Genomic DNA, 20,337 nt, shown 5'->3' on the forward strand with positions numbered 1-20,337 from the left:
TATTCATGCCTATTTCGAGATCGAACCCGAACTACGGCCGCATTCGAATTCGCCGATCAACTGCGGTGCACGGCTCAGCTCGATGCACCCGCCGCCGAAACGGGAGAATTCTCTGCAGACAGCAGTAGTACGCATGCTGGATCGAGACGCTCGGCCGCGGAATCCGACTCACACGGCCCTTCCGCCCCTTCGGGATCCCCACCCACCAGCGGCATCGGTAGCTATTCGAAGCCACAGGGATCTTGGATCGGAACATTTTTCGCTGTCTCGGTGAGTGCCGTTCGCGCGGTATGGCCGACATGAGCGGTTCGCCCGATCAGCGATCGAGCGTTCATCCGTACACCTCGGTGCTGCCGAAAATGAGATTGCCGAGCCGAAAAGAAGTGGACAGATATGTATGTGCGGCATATTCGAGCTCACCGCACATACCACATCGCTGAACCGTGGTCTGCTCCCGGTAGAGCCACTGTGGCGCGTCGACTTGCACGTCCCCGAAGCGCAACTCCGGCCCACCAGCGTGAGAGTCATCGAAAGGGCGACCCCTGTCCCCGCACATTCTCAACGACGCCGTGCACGAGGTTATTTGCTACGGCGGGTGGATGATTTGGGTTTGCCGGTTTTGCGGGGCGCGTCGTCGGCAGCCATCGCATCGCGCAGGCTCTTCGGACGCATATCTGTCCAGTTCTTATCGATGTACTCGATGCAGGCGTCCCGGCTGTCTTCACCGAAGACGACGCTCCATCCATCGGGGACCTCGGCAAAGACCGGCCAGAGGGAGTATTGCTCTTCGTGGTTGATCAGAACCGAGAATCGGCCGTTGTCGTCATCGAAGGGGTTGGTGCTCATTTCACCTCGCTGATTGCTCGCATTGTGCGGATAGGTAAGGCTCGTGCGTGTATCGGTGTCCGCAACCGGTGTGCGATCACACCGTGCGTGGAGCGGCGAGCGCTCCGGCGGATGGCCGATGAGTTGCGACACCGTCGGATCCCCTCCCCGGTGTGTCGATCTCCGGGAAGGAGAAGAGAGTGCGAATTGCATGGTCTTCGAGGCGGTATCACACGTGGATGGGGTCGAAGCATCCACGCCCGTCCTGAGGCGAGAAGTCGGCAATCGTCGATCCGGCGGTACCAAAGTATGCGGATGAACACTCAAACCGCTAATCGGGCGAACCACTCATGTCGGCCGTACGGCGCAAACGGCGGTCACCGAGACAGCGAAAAATGTTCCGATCCAAGATCCCTGTGGCTTCGAATAGCTACCGATGCCGCTGGTGGGTGGGGATCCCGAAGGGGCGGAAGGGCCGTGTGAGTCGGATTCCGCGGCAGAGCGTCTCGATCCGGCCGAGCTGGAACCGTAGGCGGGCCAAGAAGTTCGGATGCCGGATCCAGCCGGAGCCATGACGGCTGACCGGCTCGACACGGCATACGCTGCTACTTCCTCGAAACCGAGGTTCCGGTGAGCAGCACTGTTCCCTGCCTCCCCGTAACCACTTGTTGCACACTCGGGGCTGCCGGGTGGTCCGCGGCTGCACGCACAGAATTCGATCCGGGAGATGCGTCTATTGACTTCGAACGTGCACGCAGGACCGATACGCTCGGCGTTGTTGCGGGGGATGTCGACTGTATTCGTTGTAGCCGTCGTCACTGCCATCGGCTCAGCACAGGCGCAACCCGAAGACGGGCCATCGCCGGACTTGCAGCATTGCCCACCCCTGTATGTCCTCGGGGTGCAAGGGACCGGCGAATCGTCGCCCGACGCACCGGCTTCCGTCGATGACGGCATGCTTTCGGCTGTGCTGGTCCCGCTGCTGTCGAGGGTGGGGCCGCGGCAGGCCGGACATGCGTATGTCCCGTACCAGGCCTCGTTCGGCGGGATGGTCCCCGGCGGCCTGACGCCGTATTCGTCCTCAGCGGCCGAGGGGCTCGACCGTCTGCGGTCGATGGCGCGCGAGGTCGTCGGCCGATGCCCTCGTACCGAGCTGGGGTTCATCGGGTATTCACAAGGGGCGCACGTCGTTTCGATGTTCGCGCGGGAGGTCGGAGCCGGCGGAGGTGCGGTGCCGGCGGGCCGGGTTGCGGCGGTGGCACTACTCGCGGACCCGACTCGCGGCCGTGCTGCACCCGTATTCCCGGGAGCCCCTGGTAAGGACCGGCCGGATCCCGCGCCCGACACCGCCGGCACAGAGGTCGCCGAGTTGCCGCAGTTTCCACTTGCGACGCCGCCTGGCGGCGGAATCGGCCCGGTGCGAGACATCATCGACGATTTCGGTGCGCTCACCGGGCGGGTGGCGTCGCTGTGTCGGCCCGGCGATCTGGCTTGCGACGCACCCGCCGATTCGCCGCTGATCCACATGGTCGCGACCATCGCGGGCCAGATCGAATTCGACCCCGACGACCTGGGGCTGACCTTGTCCTCCATCGCGGCCACCCTCCAGGCGACGATCGCCAAAACGCTGACAGCGGTGGTGAGCGACGACCTGCACGGTGATTCGCTGGGAACACTGTCGCTGACCCCGCAGAAGACACTCAGTATCCGGCTCGCGGAAGCTGCCGACCCGCGCGTGCCCGTCGGCCCGGAGGCGCACGAGGCGCTGCTGAAGCTTGCCGCTGCCGCATTCAACACCCTCCTCGCGATCACCGGGACCGTGTTGTCCACCTCGGAGTTTTCCGAAATCGCCGGCACAGCGGCGACCAACCCACTCGCGGGGATCGCAATTCTCGCCCAGGAAATTGCCTCCGTGTCGCACCACCCGCCGCCACCGACGCAAGCGTCTCGGCTACTGACTCAGATATTCGACGCCCTCGGCGAGCTAGGAGCGGACAACGCCGAATTGCTGGATCCGCACACCTGGCTCCGTTATGTCGATACCGTCCGCCAGCACGGCGCCTATGCCACCGCCGGCGTCGGCGTCCGCTCCAGCACCGAAATGCTCGCCGAGTGGTTCACGGCCGTAGCCCGCGACCTGGCCGGTCACCGGCTCCCCCCGCCCAGCGAAGGATCGAGCGAAACACCCGGTCCCCCGGTCTCGGCACCGACCACCTCGCCTCCGGCGCTGCCCGCGAGTCCACCGGTCACGGTTCCGCCCGCGACGCCCTCGTCACCAGCCGTACTCCCTGCCCCGATTACGACTACGCCGAATACCCGGCCCGGCACCGCCCCGATTCTCAGCCAGATCGACGGGACGGACAGGCGACTCAATTTGCTGCTGGTCCTGATCGGCCTCGTCATTGTTTCCGGAGCTGCGACCGCAATACGTACTCGCTTGCGCCGGGCACACGCCGCTACAGTGTCCCCTGGAGAGGATTCCGCAATAGAAGAAGTCGTTCACACGCGACCGGAAAATATCACCACTCCCGAGCCGAGAGACGACGCCGAGATTACGGTATATCAGCGCGAATCGGCACCGGAAGCGACGCGCGGCAGCACCGCATCTTCATCTCTCCCCACCGGGTAGAACATATGCTGCCCTGTTCCGCGAAATTCTCGCGGAACGGGCAGACTGCGGCAGTCGGCCGAATTCAGCTCTGCCCGGACCGGATTTCGCACGAGCAAGTCCAAACCTTCTCGAATAACACACAACAGTTCACGTTCCGCATATCGAGTTATCCATCGAAGCCGCACACGAACCTACGTCGACCGGGAGCTTTGTATTGAACGTCACCATGGATGAGAGCCAGGACGCAGTTGCCGAAATTGTCGTAAGCCTGCTGGAGCGCGAGAGCGCACGCGATATCGACCTGTGGCCCGCCCTCCTCGGCAGCGGCCTGCTCTCGGCGCCCCTGCCGCAACGCTACGGCGGAGACGGCCTGGGCCTCTGGGAGGTATCGGCGATACTGAAGGAGCTGGCAACCGACGCCGTAGAGGTTCCGGTGCTGTCGACCCTCGGATTCGGGGTACTTCCCTTGCTACGAGGCGCGACGGATGGCGTGACGGAACGAGTTTTCCCAGCTGTCGCCGAGGGAGCGATACTCACAGCTGCGCTCAACGAACCGGGGGCACCGTTCTCCTCGAAACCCTCGACCACTGCGATCACCGACGGCACCACGGTGAGAATAAGCGGCCACAAGGTCGGCGTGCAGTATGCGAGCCGGGCAAGCTGGATCCTGGTGCCGACCGATTCCGGACTCGCCCTCGTGGATGCGAAATCGCCCGGTATCAGCCGTGTCCCGAACGCATCTCCGACCGGAGTGCCCGAGTTCACGCTGCGATTGGACAACGTGTCCATACCAGCGGAGCAGTTGCTGCCCGACGGTGTCCCGCCACTGAAGCGGTTGGCGCTGGCTTCGATCGGCTCAGTAGCGGATGGCCTGCTGCACGGAGTGCTGAGACGGACCGCCGAACAAGTGCACGCCCGGGCTCGGCTCGGATTGTCCCCCATACAGTTCCGGGCAGCATCCCGGAATATCCACGATATCTACGTCGCCTCTCGTGCGGTGCACTCGATCACGCTGTCGGCGAATCGAGCGCTTGTGCAGGAAGACGACAGCGCCGAACATCGAAAGCGCGTCGACACTGCCCTCGAGACGCTGGCTTACCGGGTCACCACGGCGCTGCCGGAGGCCATGCAGAAGTGCTACCAGCTCAACGGCATCGGCTCCGAACACACGGGACCGCTGTACCGCTATTACTCGCAAGCGAAGGCCATCGCCCGCATCATCGGCGGATCCCCGTTCCGACTGGAGTACCCCCGCGCCGAATGCGCTCTGCCTCGGCCACACGACGACGGGGCCGCCCCGAGTCCTGCCGACTTCGTATCCGCGGCGACTTCGGTCGCCACAATCTGAGGAGCGCGGCTGGAAATCCGCATCACGTCACTGAATCCGCTGTCAAACTAAGGAATTGCGGCAAGCACTCCCCCACTTCGCCATCGACTTCGTAGTCCAGAGAGGTCTTCATGCCGGACCCGTCCGAAACCCCCGCTGCGGGTCATGGGCGCACACCTGTCGGGTTGGACACGTGCGCGGGCAAGCATCGCTCGCGTATATGACGCGATGCTCGGCGGCGAGGACAACCACGAAGTCGACCGTATCGTTCGCGATACGGTCGCTGAAATCGCGCCGCGCCAAAGCGATGTTGCCTGGATGAACCGTCGATGGCTGCATCGGGTGGTCCGATACCTCGCCGGCTGCGTCGGCATCGACCAGTTTCTCGATCTCGGTGCCGGACTGCCGACCGTCTGCAATACCCACGAAATCGCACAACAGCACAATCCCAACGCACGGGTGGTGTACGTCGACAACGATCCGCTGTGCGCTCTCCACGGCCGAGCCCTGGTCCGACAGCATCTTGGACGGGTCGATAGGCTGGACAGAGGTCATCGCGTGGTCTTCTTCCTTCTGAACGACTTGGTAGGTCTTCTGAAGGATCACGCGGTGACCACCCTTTTCCCGGCTACGACACGCTCAGACTTGGTCTGACGCCCGAGTCGTACACCATCCTGCTGGACTCAACCCCACCGTGATCCCACTTCAGCACCAGAGCAAGCATCGGTGACGAGCTCGGCGGCCGGGATTTTCGAGGCGATGACGCCCGAGTCGGCGAATGGGACTGTGTCGCCGGAACAGGCGGGAGGATGTGGCCGACGCCGAAGCTACCGCGCCCGGTAGCGGTGACACCGCGCCACCCACGTTATCGATGGCCTGGGCCGGATTACCCGAAATAATATACGGACGCGGGCGGCATGCCAAGGTGCCACCCGCGTCCGACATTATGGGGTATCTCGTGGATGAGATACCTGCAGCGACCGAATTACCTGACGGAGACTGTTGACGCCGATAAAGGAAATTCGGGCATAAGCAGAACCGAATGCGGTGTTGGTAAATCGCCGGATTCTATCACCGCACCCAATTCCTGAGGATCGACTATTCGCGTTACTCAGGGATGTGTGATGCACCCCTGATTCGACCCGCCACCGCGCGCCCTCCACAGCAGAGGAGAACAACAGCGGAATTTACGAGACGAGAAGAATACCGGCCGCACATCGGGGAGGTACGTCGGCCGGCTCGCACTCACAGCCCGACAATGCCGAGCAGCGAGTGCAGCAGGTTCACAACAAAAGTCAGAATCACAAGCAATCACCTCCCTTCGAGAACATCGTTACCTTTGCCGAATTGAATCGGCTATCTGGGCCCGATCGGAAACATTACACAACGCCATTGCGGATCAAAACTCATGCGAAAGCGCCAGAAGAAGGATGCGCGAAGGAAAAAACTGCCCGATCACTGCACCTCTCTCGCGCTTATCACGTGCCGATCCGTACTCTCGTTCACGCATTGGCCGACACAATTCGGGTTCGTTTCGAAAAATTCAATGAATCCAATGCCGAAAGGTTTTTCTCACCCGTCGGGTCACGAATGCGGCTGCAGCCACCACGCCTTCTTTGCAGGTGTCCGGTCGGTTCCGCAACCTCTCTCGAGGTGACCGGCGGTTCACAAGGCGCGAATCGATGCCCAGGCCCAGCGAACACGCCGATAAAGCGCGCAACTACGCCGATTCGGATGACTATCGGGCCAGCACCCGGCGCCGTTACTGTCAGCGCGCCGCGCACATCCGACGATCTACTCGGCGGACGACAGCCACTCCGCCGGAACGGCGCAGGCCATCCGACTCGACAACGAAACTTGTTATGCTGCAGCTATCTTCAGCGATGTCGTTCTCGTTCTCCCTCCGGTAGGAGCCGGGACTCACGCGACGGGCACGCCTTTCAGGTTTCACGCCCGAAACCTCGACGCGGGATCGTCATGACCTCAAATGCTGCTGCGGCGCAGCATGATTCGGGATCATCACCCCAGCGTGCGTCCACCTGCAGAAACGATCTCCGGGCAAGGAGACAGCGGATAGGAGCCGTCGAACGCACGCGTCGCAACTCGGCGCCACGCACGGCGAAACCGAGGACAACGCGCGACTTCCAGCGAGAACGAGCCGGGTCACCGGCTCCGGAGAAGATCGAGGTGCCTTACCGGTCCACTCCGAGATGGCCTGTTGCCGGGGCGATCCCGACAGACTCCAGAGCCTCCTCCACCCGCGCAACCCCGATCAGCGCTCATTCGTATACGAGCATCACGGGTAGGTCGCGCAAGCCTCTTCATCAACTCCGCCACCGACACCACGTAGCGGCGGTCCGGCGCCGGCACGACCGCGTGCACGCTGTCACTGGTCAGACATACCAGCGCGCGGATGAACACCTCCTCCCCGACGGCACGCAACAGGCGCGCAAGTGCTGCGCTCCTTATGTCCGACGAGATTCGAGGGCGTCGAGGATCAGATCCAGGCCGTAATCGAACTCTGTCGTGTGGTCGTAGTCCGGCCGCAGGGCATGATCGACGATCATCTCCCGCAGATACGGCAACTGATCCGGTGGCAGGTGCTCGAGAATCCCGCTCGCCACATCGTCGACATCGTCGACCGTCTGGATCGGCAGGTTCACCTCCTGGAGGACGTAGCCGCCGATGTAGCTGTCGATGAGCGACACCGCGTGCGCTGCCATCGGCAGCGTGAACCCGGCCGCGCGGAGGACACCGAGAACAGCGTCATGGTGGCGAAGCGTGGACGGTCCCGGATTGCGGCGCGAATCGATCAGGCCCAGAGCCCATCTGTGCTTCGACAGGACCGTACGCGCGGACCGCGCGCGCGTACGGATGGCATCGCGCCATTCCGAGCTCTCCCCGGGGAGGTCGATGGCCGCGAACACCGCATCCACGACGCCGTCGAGGATCGCGTCCTTGTTCGGCACGTGGTGGTAGAGCGACATCGCTTCCACGCCCAGTTCTTGCGCCACCCGCCGCATCGTGACCGCCTCCACGCCGCCGCGATCTGCGACGCATGTCAACAAGCGGGTGTTCAACCCGCGCGCGATCGCGAGCGGCAAGTGGCCGGTGCTGACTCACGTCGGCCGCACATCCGGCAAGAGCTACCGCACACCGCTCGATGCGTATCCCGTCGACGGCGGCTACCTGTTCGTGCCGGTGTACGGAGCCGGCGCCGACTGGGTGCGCAATGTTCTGGCGTCCGGTCGCGCACGGCTGGAAATCAACGGAGAGGCAATGGAACTCGAAAACCCGCGCCTGATCGGTGAATCCGAGGCGTTCCAGCATCTCCCCGACGCGGCGCGCCCGCCGCGGCTGATGCGGATCACCGAGTTCCTCCGCATGGACCCGGCGGCAAGCTGACTTCCCGAGATCCGCGAGGTGGAACCGCCGCGACCCGCTGCGGGCGAGGTGACCATCGACGTTGCCTACGCGGGCGTGAACTTCATGGACGTGATGGCTCGCCGAGGCGATGCGGGTTACGCCCCGGCGTGGCCCCACCGCCCCGGATTGTGCGCGAATTGGGTGCCGAGGTCACCGGACTGGCCGTCGGCGATCGGGTGGCGGCCGTCGCGCTCGGTGGCGGAGGTTTCGCCGAGATCGCCACGGCGCGAGCGGAACTCACCGTGTCCGGTACCGGACGCCGTCCCGTTGAGCTCGGCCGCCGCCACCCCCGCTCGGCCTGGCGACCGCCTTACTGCTGCTCATCGAGGCCGGTCGCTTCACCGCCGGGGACACGGTTCTGGTGCACTCCGCCGCCGGCGGTATCGGCGCCGTTCGGTCGCCTGCTGGGCGGCAACCTCACCCTGACCGGTTTCAGCGACCGCGGCCTCGTCGCCGGTGCGTCGTCGAAGGTCGCCGCCGCTACCCGCCGAGTGCTGGACTACCTCGCCGAGGGCACACTCTCACTCCCCGGTCACCGAACTGGCATCGCTGGACGCGATCCGCCTGGCCAAGGGCGGGCGAGCCACGATGATGCGCGGTGTCTGATCGAGCACGCCAGTGGCGATTGCGGAACGATCAGCCGTCCTCGTCAGTACCTGTCCGCGCCGGTGAATTGAAAACGGACTATGACGGACCTGCGAATATCTTGTCCGGCAACGGGTTTCATGCGTCACTGGAATCAGCGGGCCACCAGCGCAGCCGGGTATCCGGCGGTGCGGCAGCAGGAATTTCACCACAGCGGCAACGGGGGTAGTGCTAATGCCTACTATCACATCTGTTTCTCCGACGTCCGGGCCTGAGACCGGAGGTACAACTGTCACGATTACCGGCACTGGGTTCAGCGGTCCCATGACGGTGCGTTTCGGTGGGACCGCAACGACGTTCACCATCGACTCTCCGACGCAGATCACGGCAGTCGCCCCAACGGGCTCGGTCGGCCCGGTGCAGGTCACCGTCTCCACCTCGGAGGGAGTCAGCAACGGGGTCTCCTACACCTACCTCGCGGTTCCTGCCCTAAACGGCGTAACCCCCGCGCAGGGGACCACGGTGGGCGGGACGACGGTCACGCTCACCGGGACGGGCTTGACGGGGGCGACTGCGGTGAATTTCGGCGCTACACCGGCAGCCTCGTTCACCGTCGACTCCGAGACGCAGATCACAGCGGTCACTCCCGCGGGGACGGGAATCGAATCGATCACCGTTTCCGGCCCGGGGGGCACCAGTAACCCAGTCACCTACACCTACGTCGTCGTTCCTATTCTCACCTCGCTCAGCCCGGCCTCCGGACCGGCCGCGGGCGGCAACAGTGTCGTGATCAGCGGCGCGCGGTTCGAGGGGCCGTTGACCGTGCGGTTCGGAAGTACCGCAACAACGTTCACCGTGGATTCGCCCTCACAGATCACGGCGGTGGCACCCGCGGGCGCGGCAGGTACCGTTCAAGTCACCGTCACGGGCTCGGGCGGCATCAGCAATGGAATCTCCTACACCTACACCTACGCCTGACCACCAGCCATCTCAGTCGTCGGATGGGATGGACAGGCACTGTCCATCCCATCCGTGGCCGAATTGTTGGCCACAGGCGGGGATGTGGTGCCGATTCCGACTGGCGGCGCGTTTCTCCCTCAGCCGGTCCGGCTGCGGCACAACACAATAGGGTCGGGGTCAGGATGCGGAATCGATCATCAGATGCTTTATGCGCGCCGTGTCGTCGGAGTTGTCGCCCACGGCGATCACCGCGACGAACTCACGATCACCGGCACGTCGTTGCAGCAGGCTCCATCGGTTGGCGAGGTACCAGCTTGCCCCGGCGGTGCCGCGCGAGCCTGATCCCGCACAAAAGATCCAGTAACGGTCCGGGTGCAGATTCGGATTCGGCCGCGCTCGTGCGATGAGGCCGATGTTGTGATCCCCGCTCAGGTCGTAGGTGGTGCCGTTGGGCAATTCCAGCCGGTCGGGACAGGGACCGTCGTAGGCTTCGTTGCAGTGGAGGGTGAACAGCGGATGCTCGGTACTTTCCAGGTACAGGCGTGTGCAGCCGTTGCAGGTGAGTCCGAAGCTTATGTAAGGGCGGTCGTTGCGTGCAACGGCGTCACGGTCACTGCGAATGTCGATCGACATGCTGGTGCGACGCTGAAGCGCAGAAGCTACGTAGAGCAGTGCGCGCACGTCGTTTTCCGGTAGGGCGGCAAACGCATTCCGACTATGGCCGGGGCCGGAAGCACCTATCTTGCCCGAGATGGCGGATGGGTGAAGCCGCCGAGCAGCTGGGTGCGTTTTGTCGGGCGGCAGCTGTAGCTCGAACGTCGGGTACACGAGCGTGACTCCGTGGACGCTCATCTCAGCCCCGAGAAACGCCGCGAGTTCGTTATCCGTCGCAGCAAGCGCCGACTCGCGCGCTGTGCCGGCGGTCGGTGCGTCATCGAACGAGCGGAACAACTCCTCGATCGTCCAGCCCGGAAACATCTCGGCCAGCACACGGCAGTGATAGTCGCGAGGACGTCCGACCAGGCCGCCCGAAAGCCATTGATAGAACTGCGTCCTCGCGGGACCGTAACCTGGCGGCACTGGAGGCGCGAGCTGCGCGGCGCACCTGTCGTATTCGGCCAGAAAGTCCGAATAGCTCGTGAGATGCCGGTCTGTCAGCAGCATCTTCAGAACGGTAGTCATGGAAACCCCTTCAACCCCTGCGACCACCGCCTCCCTCTCGGCGGCGATTTGAACCCGCAACCGCAGCGCGGCAGTCCGTCACGGTGCCCGAGAGCCCGTCGCCGGGCTCCTCCTCCATGTGGTTACCGCGCTACCGCAGCGCCAGAACCGATTGGATCGCGCTGGCTGGCTCCCCCTATTCTGTTGCGAGGCAACGTGGCTCCGGCCGACATACGTGATCGGCAGCACCGACCACCCGGCCCGTGTCGGCGACGCTGGGCACCCGCTGATCCACAACAGCGTCCGGCAGCAACGTCGAGGTGAGGAATACTCCGGCAGGCGCTGGAGCCGTGGAGCACTCGTCCGTGGACCGTCAACTAGCTTGTTAGACAGCAACTTTCGATCCAGCGTCGCCATATGGCACTCGACGCCTTCATGTTTCCAGCATGCCCGACTTCTTCGTCTTTTCAACTGTCCTTCCGGCGTCCTTCCGCTGCCCCCGCCCACCACATACGATGACCCCCTGTCGGCAGGTACTCACATATGCCGTCGCCCTGTCATCCGGGCATCATCTCGCCCTGGCGCCTGCGGTTTTATCGTGTGCAATCAGATGGCGGGTGGCGCCACGCGTGTGTAGGTCGCGGCGGTGCTGGTGCCGGCGGGCGTTGCAAGGGTCACGCTGATCGGTCCTGCAGCTCCCGCTGGGGCGATAGCAACGATTTGGTGGTCGGAGATGACGGTGAATGCCGCTGTCGTGGTGCCGAACAGCACGGTGGTGGTCTGGGCGAGGTTGGTGCCGGTGATCGTGACGGTGTTGCCGCCGGTGGCGGGTCCCTGGTTCGGGCTCAGTCCGGTGAGGGTGGGCGCCGGCAGATTGGTGTAGGAGATCCCGTTGCTGATGCCGCCCGGTGTGGTCACGGTGACCTGCACAGTCCCGGTCCCGGCAGGTGCGATCGCGGTGATCTGGGTCGCCGATACCACGGTGAACGAGGACGCCGGAGCAGCGCCGAAGATGACCGCGGTCGCACTGGCCAGGTTCGTGCCGGTGAGCACGACGGTAGCGCCGCCCGCGAGCGGACCCGAGGTCGGGGCGATGCCGGTGAGGGTAGGCACGTTCAGATAAAAGTAGGAGCTGGCCACAGTGCTGCTGCCACCAGGGGTCACGACCGTGACATCGACCGCCCCGGCGCCTCCCGGAGGCGCCACGGCCGTGATCTGGGTCGCCGAAACCACAGTGAATGACAACGCCGCGCTGGTGCCGAAGCGTACGGCGGTCGCACCGGAGAGGTTGGTTCCGGTGAGGGTCACCGTGTTGCCTCCCGAGGTGGGCCCTTGGTTCGGGCTGACCCCGGTCAAGGACGGCATTGCTGCGTAGGTGTAGGAGATTCCGTTGCTGGTGCCCGCAGGGGTGGTGACGGTGACCTGCACGGTGCCGGTTCCGGCGGGGGCGCTGGCGGTGATTTGGGTAGCCGAGACCACGGTGAACGAGGCTGCGGTGGTGCCGAAGCGTACTGCGGTCGCGCCGGCGAGGTTAGCCCCGGTGAGGGTGATAGTGGTGCCTCCGGCTGCCGGGCCCGAGCTCGGGCTCAGCGATGTCAAGGAAGGGACCTGCACGTAGGTGTAGGAGATTCCGTTGCTTGTGCCTACGGGGGTGGTGACGGTGACTTGCACGGTGCCGGTTCCGGCGGGGGCGGTGGCGGTGATCTGAGTGGCCGAGACCACGGTGAACGAGGCTGCGGTGGTGCCGAAGCGTACTGCGGTCGCGCCGCTGAGATTGGTCCCGGTGAGGGTGACGGAGGTGCCTCCTGAGGTGGAGCCCTGGTTCGGGCTCACACTGGTCAGCGATGGAACTCCGGCATAGGTGTAGACGACCCCGTTACTGACTCCGCCGGATGTGGTGACGGTGACCTGCACGGCTCCTGTCCCTGGAGGGGCGATAGCGGTGATCTGCGTGGTGGAGTCGATGGTGAATGTTGTTGCTGTGCCGCCGAACTGGACTGTGGTGGGCCCGCTGAAACCGGTGCCCGTGATGACGACGTTGTTACCGCCCGCGGCGGGGCCTGAGGCCGGAGTCAGAGAGGTGATGGTAGGGGCGGCCATGAACATGCTCCTTCGGCAGCGGGCCACAGTCGTGATCCGACTATGGCTCTGATGTTCGGTGTAGTGGAGAGCCGGAAACGGGGTTACGGCTCCGGGAAGGCAAGGGTGGCCTTGCATCCCCGGAGCCGGTGCGTGGCGCCGTCGAGCACCCTAGTCAGGGGCACCCGGCCGACCGGTCAGATCCCGGGCGCGGCGGTGTAGGTGAACGCGCCGGTATCGGTGACACTGCCGCCGTTGGTGGTCACCACGACATCGACGGCGCCGGCGGTTCCCGGCGGGGTGACTGCGGAGACCTCGGTATCGGAGATGACCGAGAACGGCGCCGGGGTACCACCGAAGGTGACCGACTGCGTCGTGGTGAGACCGGTTCCGGTGATGGTCACCGCGGTGCCACCGGAAGTCGGGCCCGCTGTCGGGGCCACCGAAGCGACGGTGGGGGTGTCGACGTAGGTGTAGGAGAACCCGTTGTTGGTTCCCCCGGCGGTGGTGACGCTGACACCGACCGCTCCCGCCGCCGTGCCGGCCGGCACCACCACGGTCAACTGACTGTCACTGACAACAGTCGGCGTGGCGGTGTTCGCGCCGAAACTCACCGTGGTAGCTGTCGACAGGCCGGTCCCGGTGATCGTGACCGCGTTACCCCCGGCGGTCGGACCGGACACGGCGGACAGGCTGGCCTTGAACGGCGCACCAACGTAGAAGAAAGACAACGGGTTGCTCGTGCCCCCGGGGGTGGTCACGGTGACACCGACCGTGCCCGAGCCCGACGGAGAGGTTACCGTCACCGAGGTCGGTGTATTGGCCGTGATCGTGGCCAATTTGGAGCCGAAATGCACTGCCGTGGCGCCACCGAGATTCGTCCCGGTGATGGTGACGGTGGTCCCGCCTCCAGTCGATCCCTGGTTCGGAGAAATAGGCATGACGAAGCCTCCTAAACGATGCTCCTGCTGTGGTGACCCGGATTCGTGCGGCGCCGCTTCATCAATTAACACGCCCGTAACCCCTGCAGGGCAACGCCTTTGGTACTCCGGTTTCGTCCGGTTTGCGGAAAGGCGTCTGCAGATACCCTCAAATACCCACAGCGCCAGCAGATGTCGTGATCGTCACGTCGCAACCGACACCGAAACGCACTGCTTCACTCTCAGTGCGACAGTCCAACCGGCGGGCAGACCGGAACATTTGATACGCGTGCTCGAAGTGAGCGTACGGTTCGCTGGCCGGGCACCTGGCAACGTAGAACTATCCAATGCCTGGCCTCTCCCTGCTCAGACACTGTCGGATCCCGATGCCGGACTATGTAATCGGCCGCGAGCATGGGCGCGAAACCCTCTCAGGCAGGGGTTCCCGCTGCACGGTGGAGCGGTTGATGCGGGCCAACGGGTGGCGTGGTGTGGCGCAACGCGATTCGCACCACCGAAGCCGATCCGGCCGCGAGTCGGCCGGCGGCTCCGCTGGACCGCAACTTCCGGGTCCCGGCCCCGAATCTGCTGGTCGTCGCTGATTTCACCTCCGTGCGTCTGGCTGGTGGCGGGTTCTTCTATACCGCGTTCGTCGTCGACGCCTACGCCGGGCGGATCGCGGGCTGGGAATGCTCGACCAGCACACGGACCGCGTTCCTGGAGTCGGCGATCCGGCAGGCCGCCGCGCTGCGGCGGCGTCAGGGTCGGCCGTGGACCGGGTCCACGATTCATCACTCGGACGCCGGGTCGCAGAATACTTCAGTGAAATTAGTTGAGACACTGACGCTTTCGGGTCTTCGTCCGTCGGAAGGCTCGGTTGGGGACGCCTACGACAATGCCCTCGCCGAGACCACGATCGGGCTCTATAAGACCGAGGCCGTGCGCGATGATTCGCCGTTCCGGCGCGGTCGTCTGCATCGTTGGCTGATGTCGAGTTACTCACCCACGAGTGGGTCAGCTGGTTCAGCGACTCCCGGCTGATGCACCGGCTCGGGCGCCGACCACCGGTCGAATACGAATCCGACTACTATTCCACCTGCTCCGAACAACCTGCCGGAGACAGATAACCCGGTGCGCAAGCAACCCGGGGAGATTCAGTGTCCGCGCCATGACCGTGAGCGACAGCCGTTGTGTATACATTTAGAACTGAGGGTCGGGGATAGATTCACCCAGTCCGGGCTTCCCACCAGCCGGAGCTGACGAGCGATCAACCAGCCGAGTTCGCCGAACTGCTTGGATCGGTTCACTTATTTCGAGGCGATGGTGCGTGAAATGCCCATCTCCGACGCAAGGTGTGCGATCGGACGGGTGCGGCAGCGCTCGACGAGCCGTTTTCGCCCTTCCGGAGTCACGGGTGCGTTGCGGGGCGTCATGTTGCGGAGAGGATTTCGATTGCGGAGTCGGCCCAGCAGCGCCGTCATATCATCGGCCGGTCAGGCGCCCAGTGCCGTGATGATGTCGCCGATCGTGCCCGTCTCGGCGATGCGGGGAAAGGTGTGAGCGAGGGCATGGTCGTGGGCGGTTTTGTCGAGGTCGGTGATGCCGTCGGTTGCGATGGTGACGTGGAGCCCGTGGTCGTAAGCGGCGCGGGCGGTGGATTCGACGGCTTGGCTGGTTGAGACGCCGGTCAGCACGATCTGGGTGATGCCGCGTGCTTCCAGGTCGCCGATCAGGCCGGTGCGGCCGAGAGCTCCCCAGCTGCTCTTCGTGACGATGTGGTCGCTCGCGTCGACGCGCAGTTCGGGCAGGAGCTGTGTGTACTCCTCGGGGAGAGTGATGCCCGCGGGGTCGCCGGCATCGGTGCGCCCGGGGGCGGTGCCGGTGACCCGGACGAGGATGACGGGACGCGAGTGGGCGCGGAACGCGTCGGCGAGGTCGGCTACACGGGCAGCGACGGCCGGCACCGGCTCGATGGTCGAGGCCGCGCCCGCGGCGGTCTGAAGGTCGAGGACGACGAGGGCTGCGGTGTCGTCGATGGTGGTGATGGGCATGGCTCTCTCCTTGCTTTGCGGTTGTGCGGGGTCAGGGACTTCGATAATGGAGGTTCAGGTTGTGGCCGCGGCGGTGCGGCCGAGCGTGCGGTCGAAGATCGAGATGCCGAGGAGTACGAGGCTGCAGCCGACCATGATCCACGCGATGGTCACGACCCCGGTGTCGGTCACGGAGGTGCGGTAGACGATCCCGGTGACGGCCGAGGAGGCGATAGACCCGAGGTAGCCGAAGGAGCGCATCAGCCCGGATGCCGTGCCGAGCTGTTCGGCGGTCGCCTGGCTGTAGAGGGCGAGCTGGTTACTGCTGGCTGCGCCTTGGGCGAAGCCGAGCAGGCCCGTAACGACCAGCGTGACCGCCAGCCACGCGGACGTCGGCAGGAAGAGGGCGCTGATCGCGGCGGCGATGCAGGCGACGGCCGCAGCGATGATCGGCCCGCGCACGAGATTGCGGCGCGAGAACGGCACGATAACGACGCCCGAGACCACGGTCATCGGAATGAGGAGGAGCCCTGCTCCGAGTGCCGTCATCCCCTGCGACGCCTCGAGCCACTGCGTGACGCCGTAGAGGACCACGTAGCCGCACAGCATGACGAGCCCGAAGCGGATGAAGGTGCGGGTGAGGGCGGCGTTGCGGCCGAGGAGGCGCACGTCGAGGAACGGGGACTTCGCGCGCGGCTCCCACCAGATCTCGAGCACCCAGGCCACGACCGTGGCGGCCAGCAGCGCCCAGTTCGGCGCGGGCAGGCTGGAGAGGAAGAGCAGCAGGCTCGTCATCGCCAGCGCGAATCCGACGATCCCCGCCAGGTCCAGATCGGAGGCGATCCGGCGGGCGGTGCGCCGTTCGGTGGCGTGGTCGCGGGGCACCCACATCAGGGTGGCGATGAGTGCGATGAGCGCGACCGGCACGTTGATGAGGAACACGGACCGCCAGCCGAGAAACTGCACGAGCACGCCCCCGATCGGGAGCCCGAGCGAGGCGGTGGCGACGCCGGCGATCATGAGACCGCCCAGCACGGCGCCCGGCGGCTTGGCGAGCCCCGCCGCGCGAGCGCGTCGGCGGATCAGGACCATCGCGGTCGGGTAGGCGCACGAGGTGCCGAGGCCGATCAGCACCCGGCTGACGACCAACGCCAGCAGCCCCGGCGCGAGACCGCCGACCATCCCACCGGCCAGGACCAAGAGGATGCCGGCGAGGAACACGCGCCGCGGCCCGAACACCTCGGCCGCCTTTCCCGCGGTGGGCTGCGCGATCGCGCTGGCGAGATAGAGGGCGGACACCAACGCGGCCGTCTGGCCGATCGAGACATGCACACCGGCCGCGATCGGCACCAACGCCGTGGCGATCAGAGAGCTGTTGATCGGGTTCAGAGCCGAACCGATGTACAGGGGTGTAGTAAACCGCCAGTTGAACGGCTTGCTCGGCGCCGCAGCCGAAACCGTCATGGAATCAGACATAGAGATACTCCAGGACGCCCGGCGGACGCGCGCGTAGCGGGCTGCCGAGGCGCCCGCTGGTGAAGGAACGAAGTGGGTTAGAGGTACTGCGCGACGCGCTCGATCAGCGGCGCTGCGTCCTGGATGAGCCGGATCTCCTCCGGGCTGAGGTGCTGGCGCAGAGCAGCCGCGATGTTTTTGGTCGCGGCGTCGCGGATGTCGTGCAGCTGGCTCACGCCGGCCGGAGTCAGCGAGAGCAGAAACCGGCGACCGTCGTCGGGGTCCGGGCGACGCTCGATGAATCCCCGTGCCTCCAGCGCGGCGACCGTTGACCCCATCGTCTGCGGAGTCACCTGATCCCACCGGGCAAGACCTGCGATGTTGTCCGGACCGTTGCGATCCAGGCGGGAAAGAACCGATGACTCCGGCGCGCTGAGATCAGCGGTGCGGCTATTACGCATGCGCCGTTTCACCTGGCCCACGGCCCGAAGCAACTCAGCCGCCGTTGCCTCCGCGTCGATCTCATCCGCCATATTTAGAAGGTTAACCTTGCAAGATAAATCTTGCAAGTCCAGACTTCCTAAATTCACCCGATGGTCGAGCGCAGGCGCTAAGACGATGCCGCAACTAGATCGCCGTCGAGTTCGGCGTCACCCGGCCAACGATGTACCGGTACCTCGGCCGGACGACGTCATAGCGTCAGCCGGGCGGGGCGAATCAGCTGTTCGCGTTACCGGCTTGCCATGTGTTCCACGGGACCTCCCAATCGCCGTAGGTGTCCCACACCGGCAGCGGCTGCCCGCCCGAGTTGGTGATCTCCACGACGTCACCGACGCCGAAGTGATCGAAGAACCATTGGGCGTTGTCGGGTGAGAGGTTCACGCAGCCGTGCGACACGTTGCTGGCCCCCTGCTGTCCCACCGACCAGGGCGCCGAGTGGACGAATTCGCCGTCGTTGGAGATGCGTTCGTCCAGGTCCACCTTCTCGCGGTAGTACCCGGGCTGGCCGGCGCAGACCCCGTAACTGCAGGAGTCCATGATGATCGACGGCGATTTCTCCGAAATGACGTGCGGACCTTCGTGAGACGGGAACCCGGGCGAGCCGAGACTCATCGGCATCTGGTTCACCTGCGCGCCGTTGTGCAGGATCGTCAGCTGTTCGGTGTTGCCGTCGGCCTGCGCGATCCACGAATCGTGCACCGTGTAGTCCGCGCTGTTGTTCTCGGCGCCGAACACCCCGTCGCCGAGGTCGAGACCGAAGACGTCGGCTTCGATATGGATCTTGGTGCCCGGCTGCCAGTACTGCGCGGCGCGGTAGTGCACATCCTTGTCGTCGACCCAGTACCAGGCGCCCGGCTGCGGCGGCGTGACGGTGACCTTCAGATGCTTCTGCACCTCCGCCTTGTTCGCCACCGGCGCGGTGAACTGGAACACCATCGGCTGCCCAACCCCGATCCCGGTCTGGGCGACCAGATCGGGCGCGGGCACCACATTCGCGTACGCCTTGTGGTCGGCGTCGATCGTGGCGACGGTGACCGTCTTGTTCGTCGCGACCTGGGCGAGGTTCACCGCCTGGGCGTCGACACGGTAGGTGCTCCCGTAGTTCAGCGGATCCTTCGAGGTCCAGCTGCGATGGTCGGCACCGAAATCGCCGGCGACCGTTTTGCCGTCCCTGTCGGAGACGGTGACCTCGGTGAGCATGCCGTCGGCGGAGTTCACCACGATGGGCGTCGCCGGATTGAGCGGTCCGTGATCGGCGGCGGGCACATCGATCGCCGCGGGCGCGGTGATATCGGGCCCCTGGGACACCGGCGCCGACGACGTGCCGCCACCCGAGCCGCCACATCCGCCGACGAGAACGACGATCGCCGTCAACACCGCCGACACCACCAGTAGAGATCGACGCCCGCGCACGTCCTCACCGCCTCTGTCTCGCACCCTCGCATGCACAGCGCCCACCCGGGACACAGCACCCTCCAGTCCACACCATGAATCCGGTGTCGCACCGCAGCAGCAGAGTACGTGTCGTCGGCACTCGGCGCGCGCCCGGCAGTGCCGGACCAGGCGTTTTGCCGCATTCATGGCATTCGGCGACGGATGATGCCGGCTCACCCGTAACGGGTGATCGCACGCGGACAGCGCGGGCTCATAGTGGAGCGATCTTCGCGATCCGTCGAGGAAGGTGACCGATGTCCAGGCGAGAGCGCTCCCTGTGGTGGATCGCTGCGGCCGTCATCGGCGACTACATCCGCCGCGCGCCCGGCACCTACATCTGGCTGGCCATCCTTCTCGTGTCCACACTCGTGGTCGGTCACCTGTCTGCCGATCAAGCCGAGATCTTGCTGGGCAACCGCTCGACCAATCTGCATCATCTGCGCGAGGATCCGGTGCACGTGCTGATCTCCAGCGCCTTCTGGCTCGCGGGCGGCGGCTGGTTCGGCTACGCGGTCAGCTACACCATCTTCCACGCCCAGGCCGAACGCTGGCTGGGAACGCTGCGCTGGCTGGCGGTGGTGGTGATCGCGCACGTCGGCGCGACCGACCTCAGCGAGGGCGTGCTGTATTGGGCTATCCGTCACGGTTACGCTCCCGAATCCGCTGTGAACACTCTCGATTACGGCGTGAGTTACGCCTTGGCGGGGGTGATCGCCGTGCTGGTGTATCGGATCGCGAAGCCGTGGCGGTATGTGTATCTGCTCGGAGTGGTCGTCTTCTACGCGATTCCGGTCTTCGCGAGCCGAACCTTCACCGACATAGGGCATTTCAGTGCGATGATGCTCGGCCTGGCCTGTTACCCGCTGAGCCTCGGGCGGCCGGGCGTGTGGGATCCGGCGGTGGCGGTGCGTGGGCTCGCCGGGTCCGTGCGACACCGGTAATCACACCGCCGGGCGGGATTCGCGACAAGGATTGGATTCAGCGCGATCCAGAGTGCTGACCCCGCATCGGATTTCCCCTAGC

General features: G+C 65.0%; 16 protein-coding genes and 2 pseudogenes. 8 read left to right on the forward strand and 10 right to left on the reverse strand.

What is annotated here, in order from left to right:
• Positions 1–579 precede the first annotated feature (579 nt).
• On the reverse strand, positions 580–846 hold the full coding sequence (locus C5E41_RS07730) for an MbtH family protein (protein WP_104375379.1): 267 nt from the start codon (positions 844–846) through the stop codon (positions 580–582).
• Between the two features lie 766 nt (positions 847–1,612).
• Here C5E41_RS07730 and C5E41_RS07735 point away from each other — a divergent pair.
• From C5E41_RS07735 to C5E41_RS07745, 3 genes are all read left to right on the forward strand, one after another.
• Entirely contained in the window at positions 1,613–3,454 is a 1,842-nt protein-coding gene (locus tag C5E41_RS07735; RefSeq protein WP_258080824.1) for a cutinase family protein, read from the forward strand.
• Positions 3,455–3,662: 208 nt separating this feature from the next.
• Positions 3,663–4,784 carry an acyl-CoA dehydrogenase family protein gene (locus tag C5E41_RS07740; RefSeq protein WP_258080825.1) on the forward strand — a complete coding sequence of 374 codons (1,122 nt, stop codon included), beginning with the start codon at positions 3,663–3,665 and terminating at the stop codon, positions 4,782–4,784.
• Between the two features lie 207 nt (positions 4,785–4,991).
• The gene (locus tag C5E41_RS07745; RefSeq protein WP_258080848.1) at positions 4,992–5,417 is read left to right on the forward strand and encodes an SAM-dependent methyltransferase; all 426 of its coding nucleotides are present in this window, start codon (positions 4,992–4,994) and stop codon (positions 5,415–5,417) included.
• Between the two features lie 1,811 nt (positions 5,418–7,228).
• Here C5E41_RS07745 and C5E41_RS07750 read toward each other — a convergent pair.
• Positions 7,229–7,786 carry a TetR/AcrR family transcriptional regulator gene (locus C5E41_RS07750; RefSeq protein WP_258081540.1) on the reverse strand — a complete coding sequence of 186 codons (558 nt, stop codon included), beginning with the start codon at positions 7,784–7,786 and terminating at the stop codon, positions 7,229–7,231.
• A 1-nt stretch (position 7,787) separates the two neighbouring features.
• On the opposite strand from C5E41_RS07750, the gene C5E41_RS07755 reads away from it, so the two are divergent.
• From C5E41_RS07755 to C5E41_RS07765, 3 genes are all read left to right on the forward strand, one after another.
• On the forward strand, positions 7,788–8,168 hold the full coding sequence (locus C5E41_RS07755) for a nitroreductase family deazaflavin-dependent oxidoreductase (protein ID WP_104375380.1): 381 nt from the start codon (positions 7,788–7,790) through the stop codon (positions 8,166–8,168).
• A gap of 149 nt (positions 8,169–8,317) precedes the next feature.
• The gene (locus tag C5E41_RS33230) at positions 8,318–8,866 is read left to right on the forward strand and encodes a hypothetical protein (protein WP_146097497.1); all 549 of its coding nucleotides are present in this window, start codon (positions 8,318–8,320) and stop codon (positions 8,864–8,866) included.
• Between the two features lie 142 nt (positions 8,867–9,008).
• Positions 9,009–9,752: an IPT/TIG domain-containing protein gene (locus C5E41_RS07765; protein ID WP_104375178.1), complete on the forward strand. Its 744-nt coding sequence runs from the start codon at positions 9,009–9,011 to the stop codon at positions 9,750–9,752.
• Positions 9,753–9,911: 159 nt separating this feature from the next.
• Here C5E41_RS07765 and C5E41_RS07770 read toward each other — a convergent pair whose 3' ends face one another.
• The 3 genes from C5E41_RS07770 to C5E41_RS07780 form a co-directional block, all read right to left on the reverse strand.
• Entirely contained in the window at positions 9,912–10,916 is a 1,005-nt protein-coding gene (locus tag C5E41_RS07770) for a hypothetical protein (RefSeq protein ID WP_104375179.1), read from the reverse strand.
• 585 nt (positions 10,917–11,501) lie between these two features.
• On the reverse strand, positions 11,502–12,995 hold the full coding sequence (locus tag C5E41_RS07775; RefSeq protein ID WP_219823109.1) for an IPT/TIG domain-containing protein: 1,494 nt from the start codon (positions 12,993–12,995) through the stop codon (positions 11,502–11,504).
• 176 nt (positions 12,996–13,171) lie between these two features.
• Positions 13,172–13,915: an IPT/TIG domain-containing protein gene (locus C5E41_RS07780; RefSeq protein ID WP_104375181.1), complete on the reverse strand. Its 744-nt coding sequence runs from the start codon at positions 13,913–13,915 to the stop codon at positions 13,172–13,174.
• Positions 13,916–14,337: 422 nt separating this feature from the next.
• On the opposite strand from C5E41_RS07780, the pseudogene C5E41_RS07785 reads away from it, so the two are divergent.
• Positions 14,338–15,021 (forward strand): annotated as a pseudogene (locus tag C5E41_RS07785) (DDE-type integrase/transposase/recombinase); the annotation flags it as partial.
• Positions 15,022–15,204: 183 nt separating this feature from the next.
• On the opposite strand, the pseudogene C5E41_RS34860 reads toward C5E41_RS07785, so the two are convergent.
• The 5 genes and pseudogenes from C5E41_RS34860 to C5E41_RS07810 all read right to left on the reverse strand — a co-directional run.
• Positions 15,205–15,327 (reverse strand): annotated as a pseudogene (locus tag C5E41_RS34860) (IS481 family transposase); the annotation flags it as partial.
• A gap of 60 nt (positions 15,328–15,387) precedes the next feature.
• Positions 15,388–15,945 (reverse strand): isochorismatase family protein, encoded by a 558-nt coding sequence (locus tag C5E41_RS07795; RefSeq protein WP_104375183.1) that lies wholly within the window; start codon positions 15,943–15,945, stop codon positions 15,388–15,390.
• Positions 15,946–15,999: 54 nt separating this feature from the next.
• Positions 16,000–17,400, reverse strand: coding sequence for an MFS transporter (locus C5E41_RS07800; RefSeq protein WP_219823110.1), 1,401 nt, complete (start codon positions 17,398–17,400; stop codon positions 16,000–16,002).
• Positions 17,401–17,477: 77 nt separating this feature from the next.
• On the reverse strand, positions 17,478–17,912 hold the full coding sequence (locus C5E41_RS07805) for a MarR family winged helix-turn-helix transcriptional regulator (RefSeq protein ID WP_104375185.1): 435 nt from the start codon (positions 17,910–17,912) through the stop codon (positions 17,478–17,480).
• Positions 17,913–18,096: 184 nt separating this feature from the next.
• Complete coding sequence (locus tag C5E41_RS07810) at positions 18,097–19,293, reverse strand: Ig-like domain-containing protein (protein WP_439956374.1); 1,197 nt, start codon at positions 19,291–19,293, stop codon at positions 18,097–18,099.
• Positions 19,294–19,568: 275 nt separating this feature from the next.
• On the opposite strand from C5E41_RS07810, the gene C5E41_RS07815 reads away from it, so the two are divergent.
• Positions 19,569–20,255, forward strand: a complete 687-nt coding sequence (locus C5E41_RS07815; RefSeq protein WP_104375187.1) for a rhomboid-like protein — start codon at positions 19,569–19,571, stop codon at positions 20,253–20,255.
• Positions 20,256–20,337: the final 82 nt, after the last annotated feature.

The sequence above is a fragment of the Nocardia nova genome (assembly GCF_002933465.1).
GTDB lineage: Bacteria > Actinomycetota > Actinomycetes > Mycobacteriales > Mycobacteriaceae > Nocardia > Nocardia nova_B.

What these genes read in the sequence shown, in the direction of transcription:
- C5E41_RS07735 (WP_258080824.1), top strand. Translation starts at nt 1,613, where the DNA reads ATGTCGACTGTATTCGTTGTAGCCGTCGTCACTGCCATCGGCTCAGCA.
- C5E41_RS07815 (WP_104375187.1), top strand. Translation starts at nt 19,569, where the DNA reads ATGTCCAGGCGAGAGCGCTCCCTGTGGTGGATCGCTGCGGCCGTCATC.
- C5E41_RS07795 (WP_104375183.1), bottom strand. Translation starts at nt 15,945, where the DNA reads ATGCCCATCACCACCATCGACGACACCGCAGCCCTCGTCGTCCTCGAC.
- C5E41_RS07780 (WP_104375181.1), bottom strand. Translation starts at nt 13,915, where the DNA reads ATGCCTATTTCTCCGAACCAGGGATCGACTGGAGGCGGGACCACCGTC.
- C5E41_RS07740 (WP_258080825.1), top strand. Translation starts at nt 3,663, where the DNA reads ATGGATGAGAGCCAGGACGCAGTTGCCGAAATTGTCGTAAGCCTGCTG.
- C5E41_RS07800 (WP_219823110.1), bottom strand. Translation starts at nt 17,400, where the DNA reads ATGTCTGATTCCATGACGGTTTCGGCTGCGGCGCCGAGCAAGCCGTTC.
- C5E41_RS07775 (WP_219823109.1), bottom strand. Translation starts at nt 12,995, where the DNA reads ATGGCCGCCCCTACCATCACCTCTCTGACTCCGGCCTCAGGCCCCGCC.
- C5E41_RS07765 (WP_104375178.1), top strand. Translation starts at nt 9,009, where the DNA reads ATGCCTACTATCACATCTGTTTCTCCGACGTCCGGGCCTGAGACCGGA.
- C5E41_RS07730 (WP_104375379.1), bottom strand. Translation starts at nt 846, where the DNA reads ATGAGCACCAACCCCTTCGATGACGACAACGGCCGATTCTCGGTTCTG.
- C5E41_RS07750 (WP_258081540.1), bottom strand. Translation starts at nt 7,786, where the DNA reads ATGCGGCGGGTGGCGCAAGAACTGGGCGTGGAAGCGATGTCGCTCTAC.
- C5E41_RS07805 (WP_104375185.1), bottom strand. Translation starts at nt 17,912, where the DNA reads ATGGCGGATGAGATCGACGCGGAGGCAACGGCGGCTGAGTTGCTTCGG.
- C5E41_RS07745 (WP_258080848.1), top strand. Translation starts at nt 4,992, where the DNA reads ATGCTCGGCGGCGAGGACAACCACGAAGTCGACCGTATCGTTCGCGAT.
- C5E41_RS07770 (WP_104375179.1), bottom strand. Translation starts at nt 10,916, where the DNA reads ATGACTACCGTTCTGAAGATGCTGCTGACAGACCGGCATCTCACGAGC.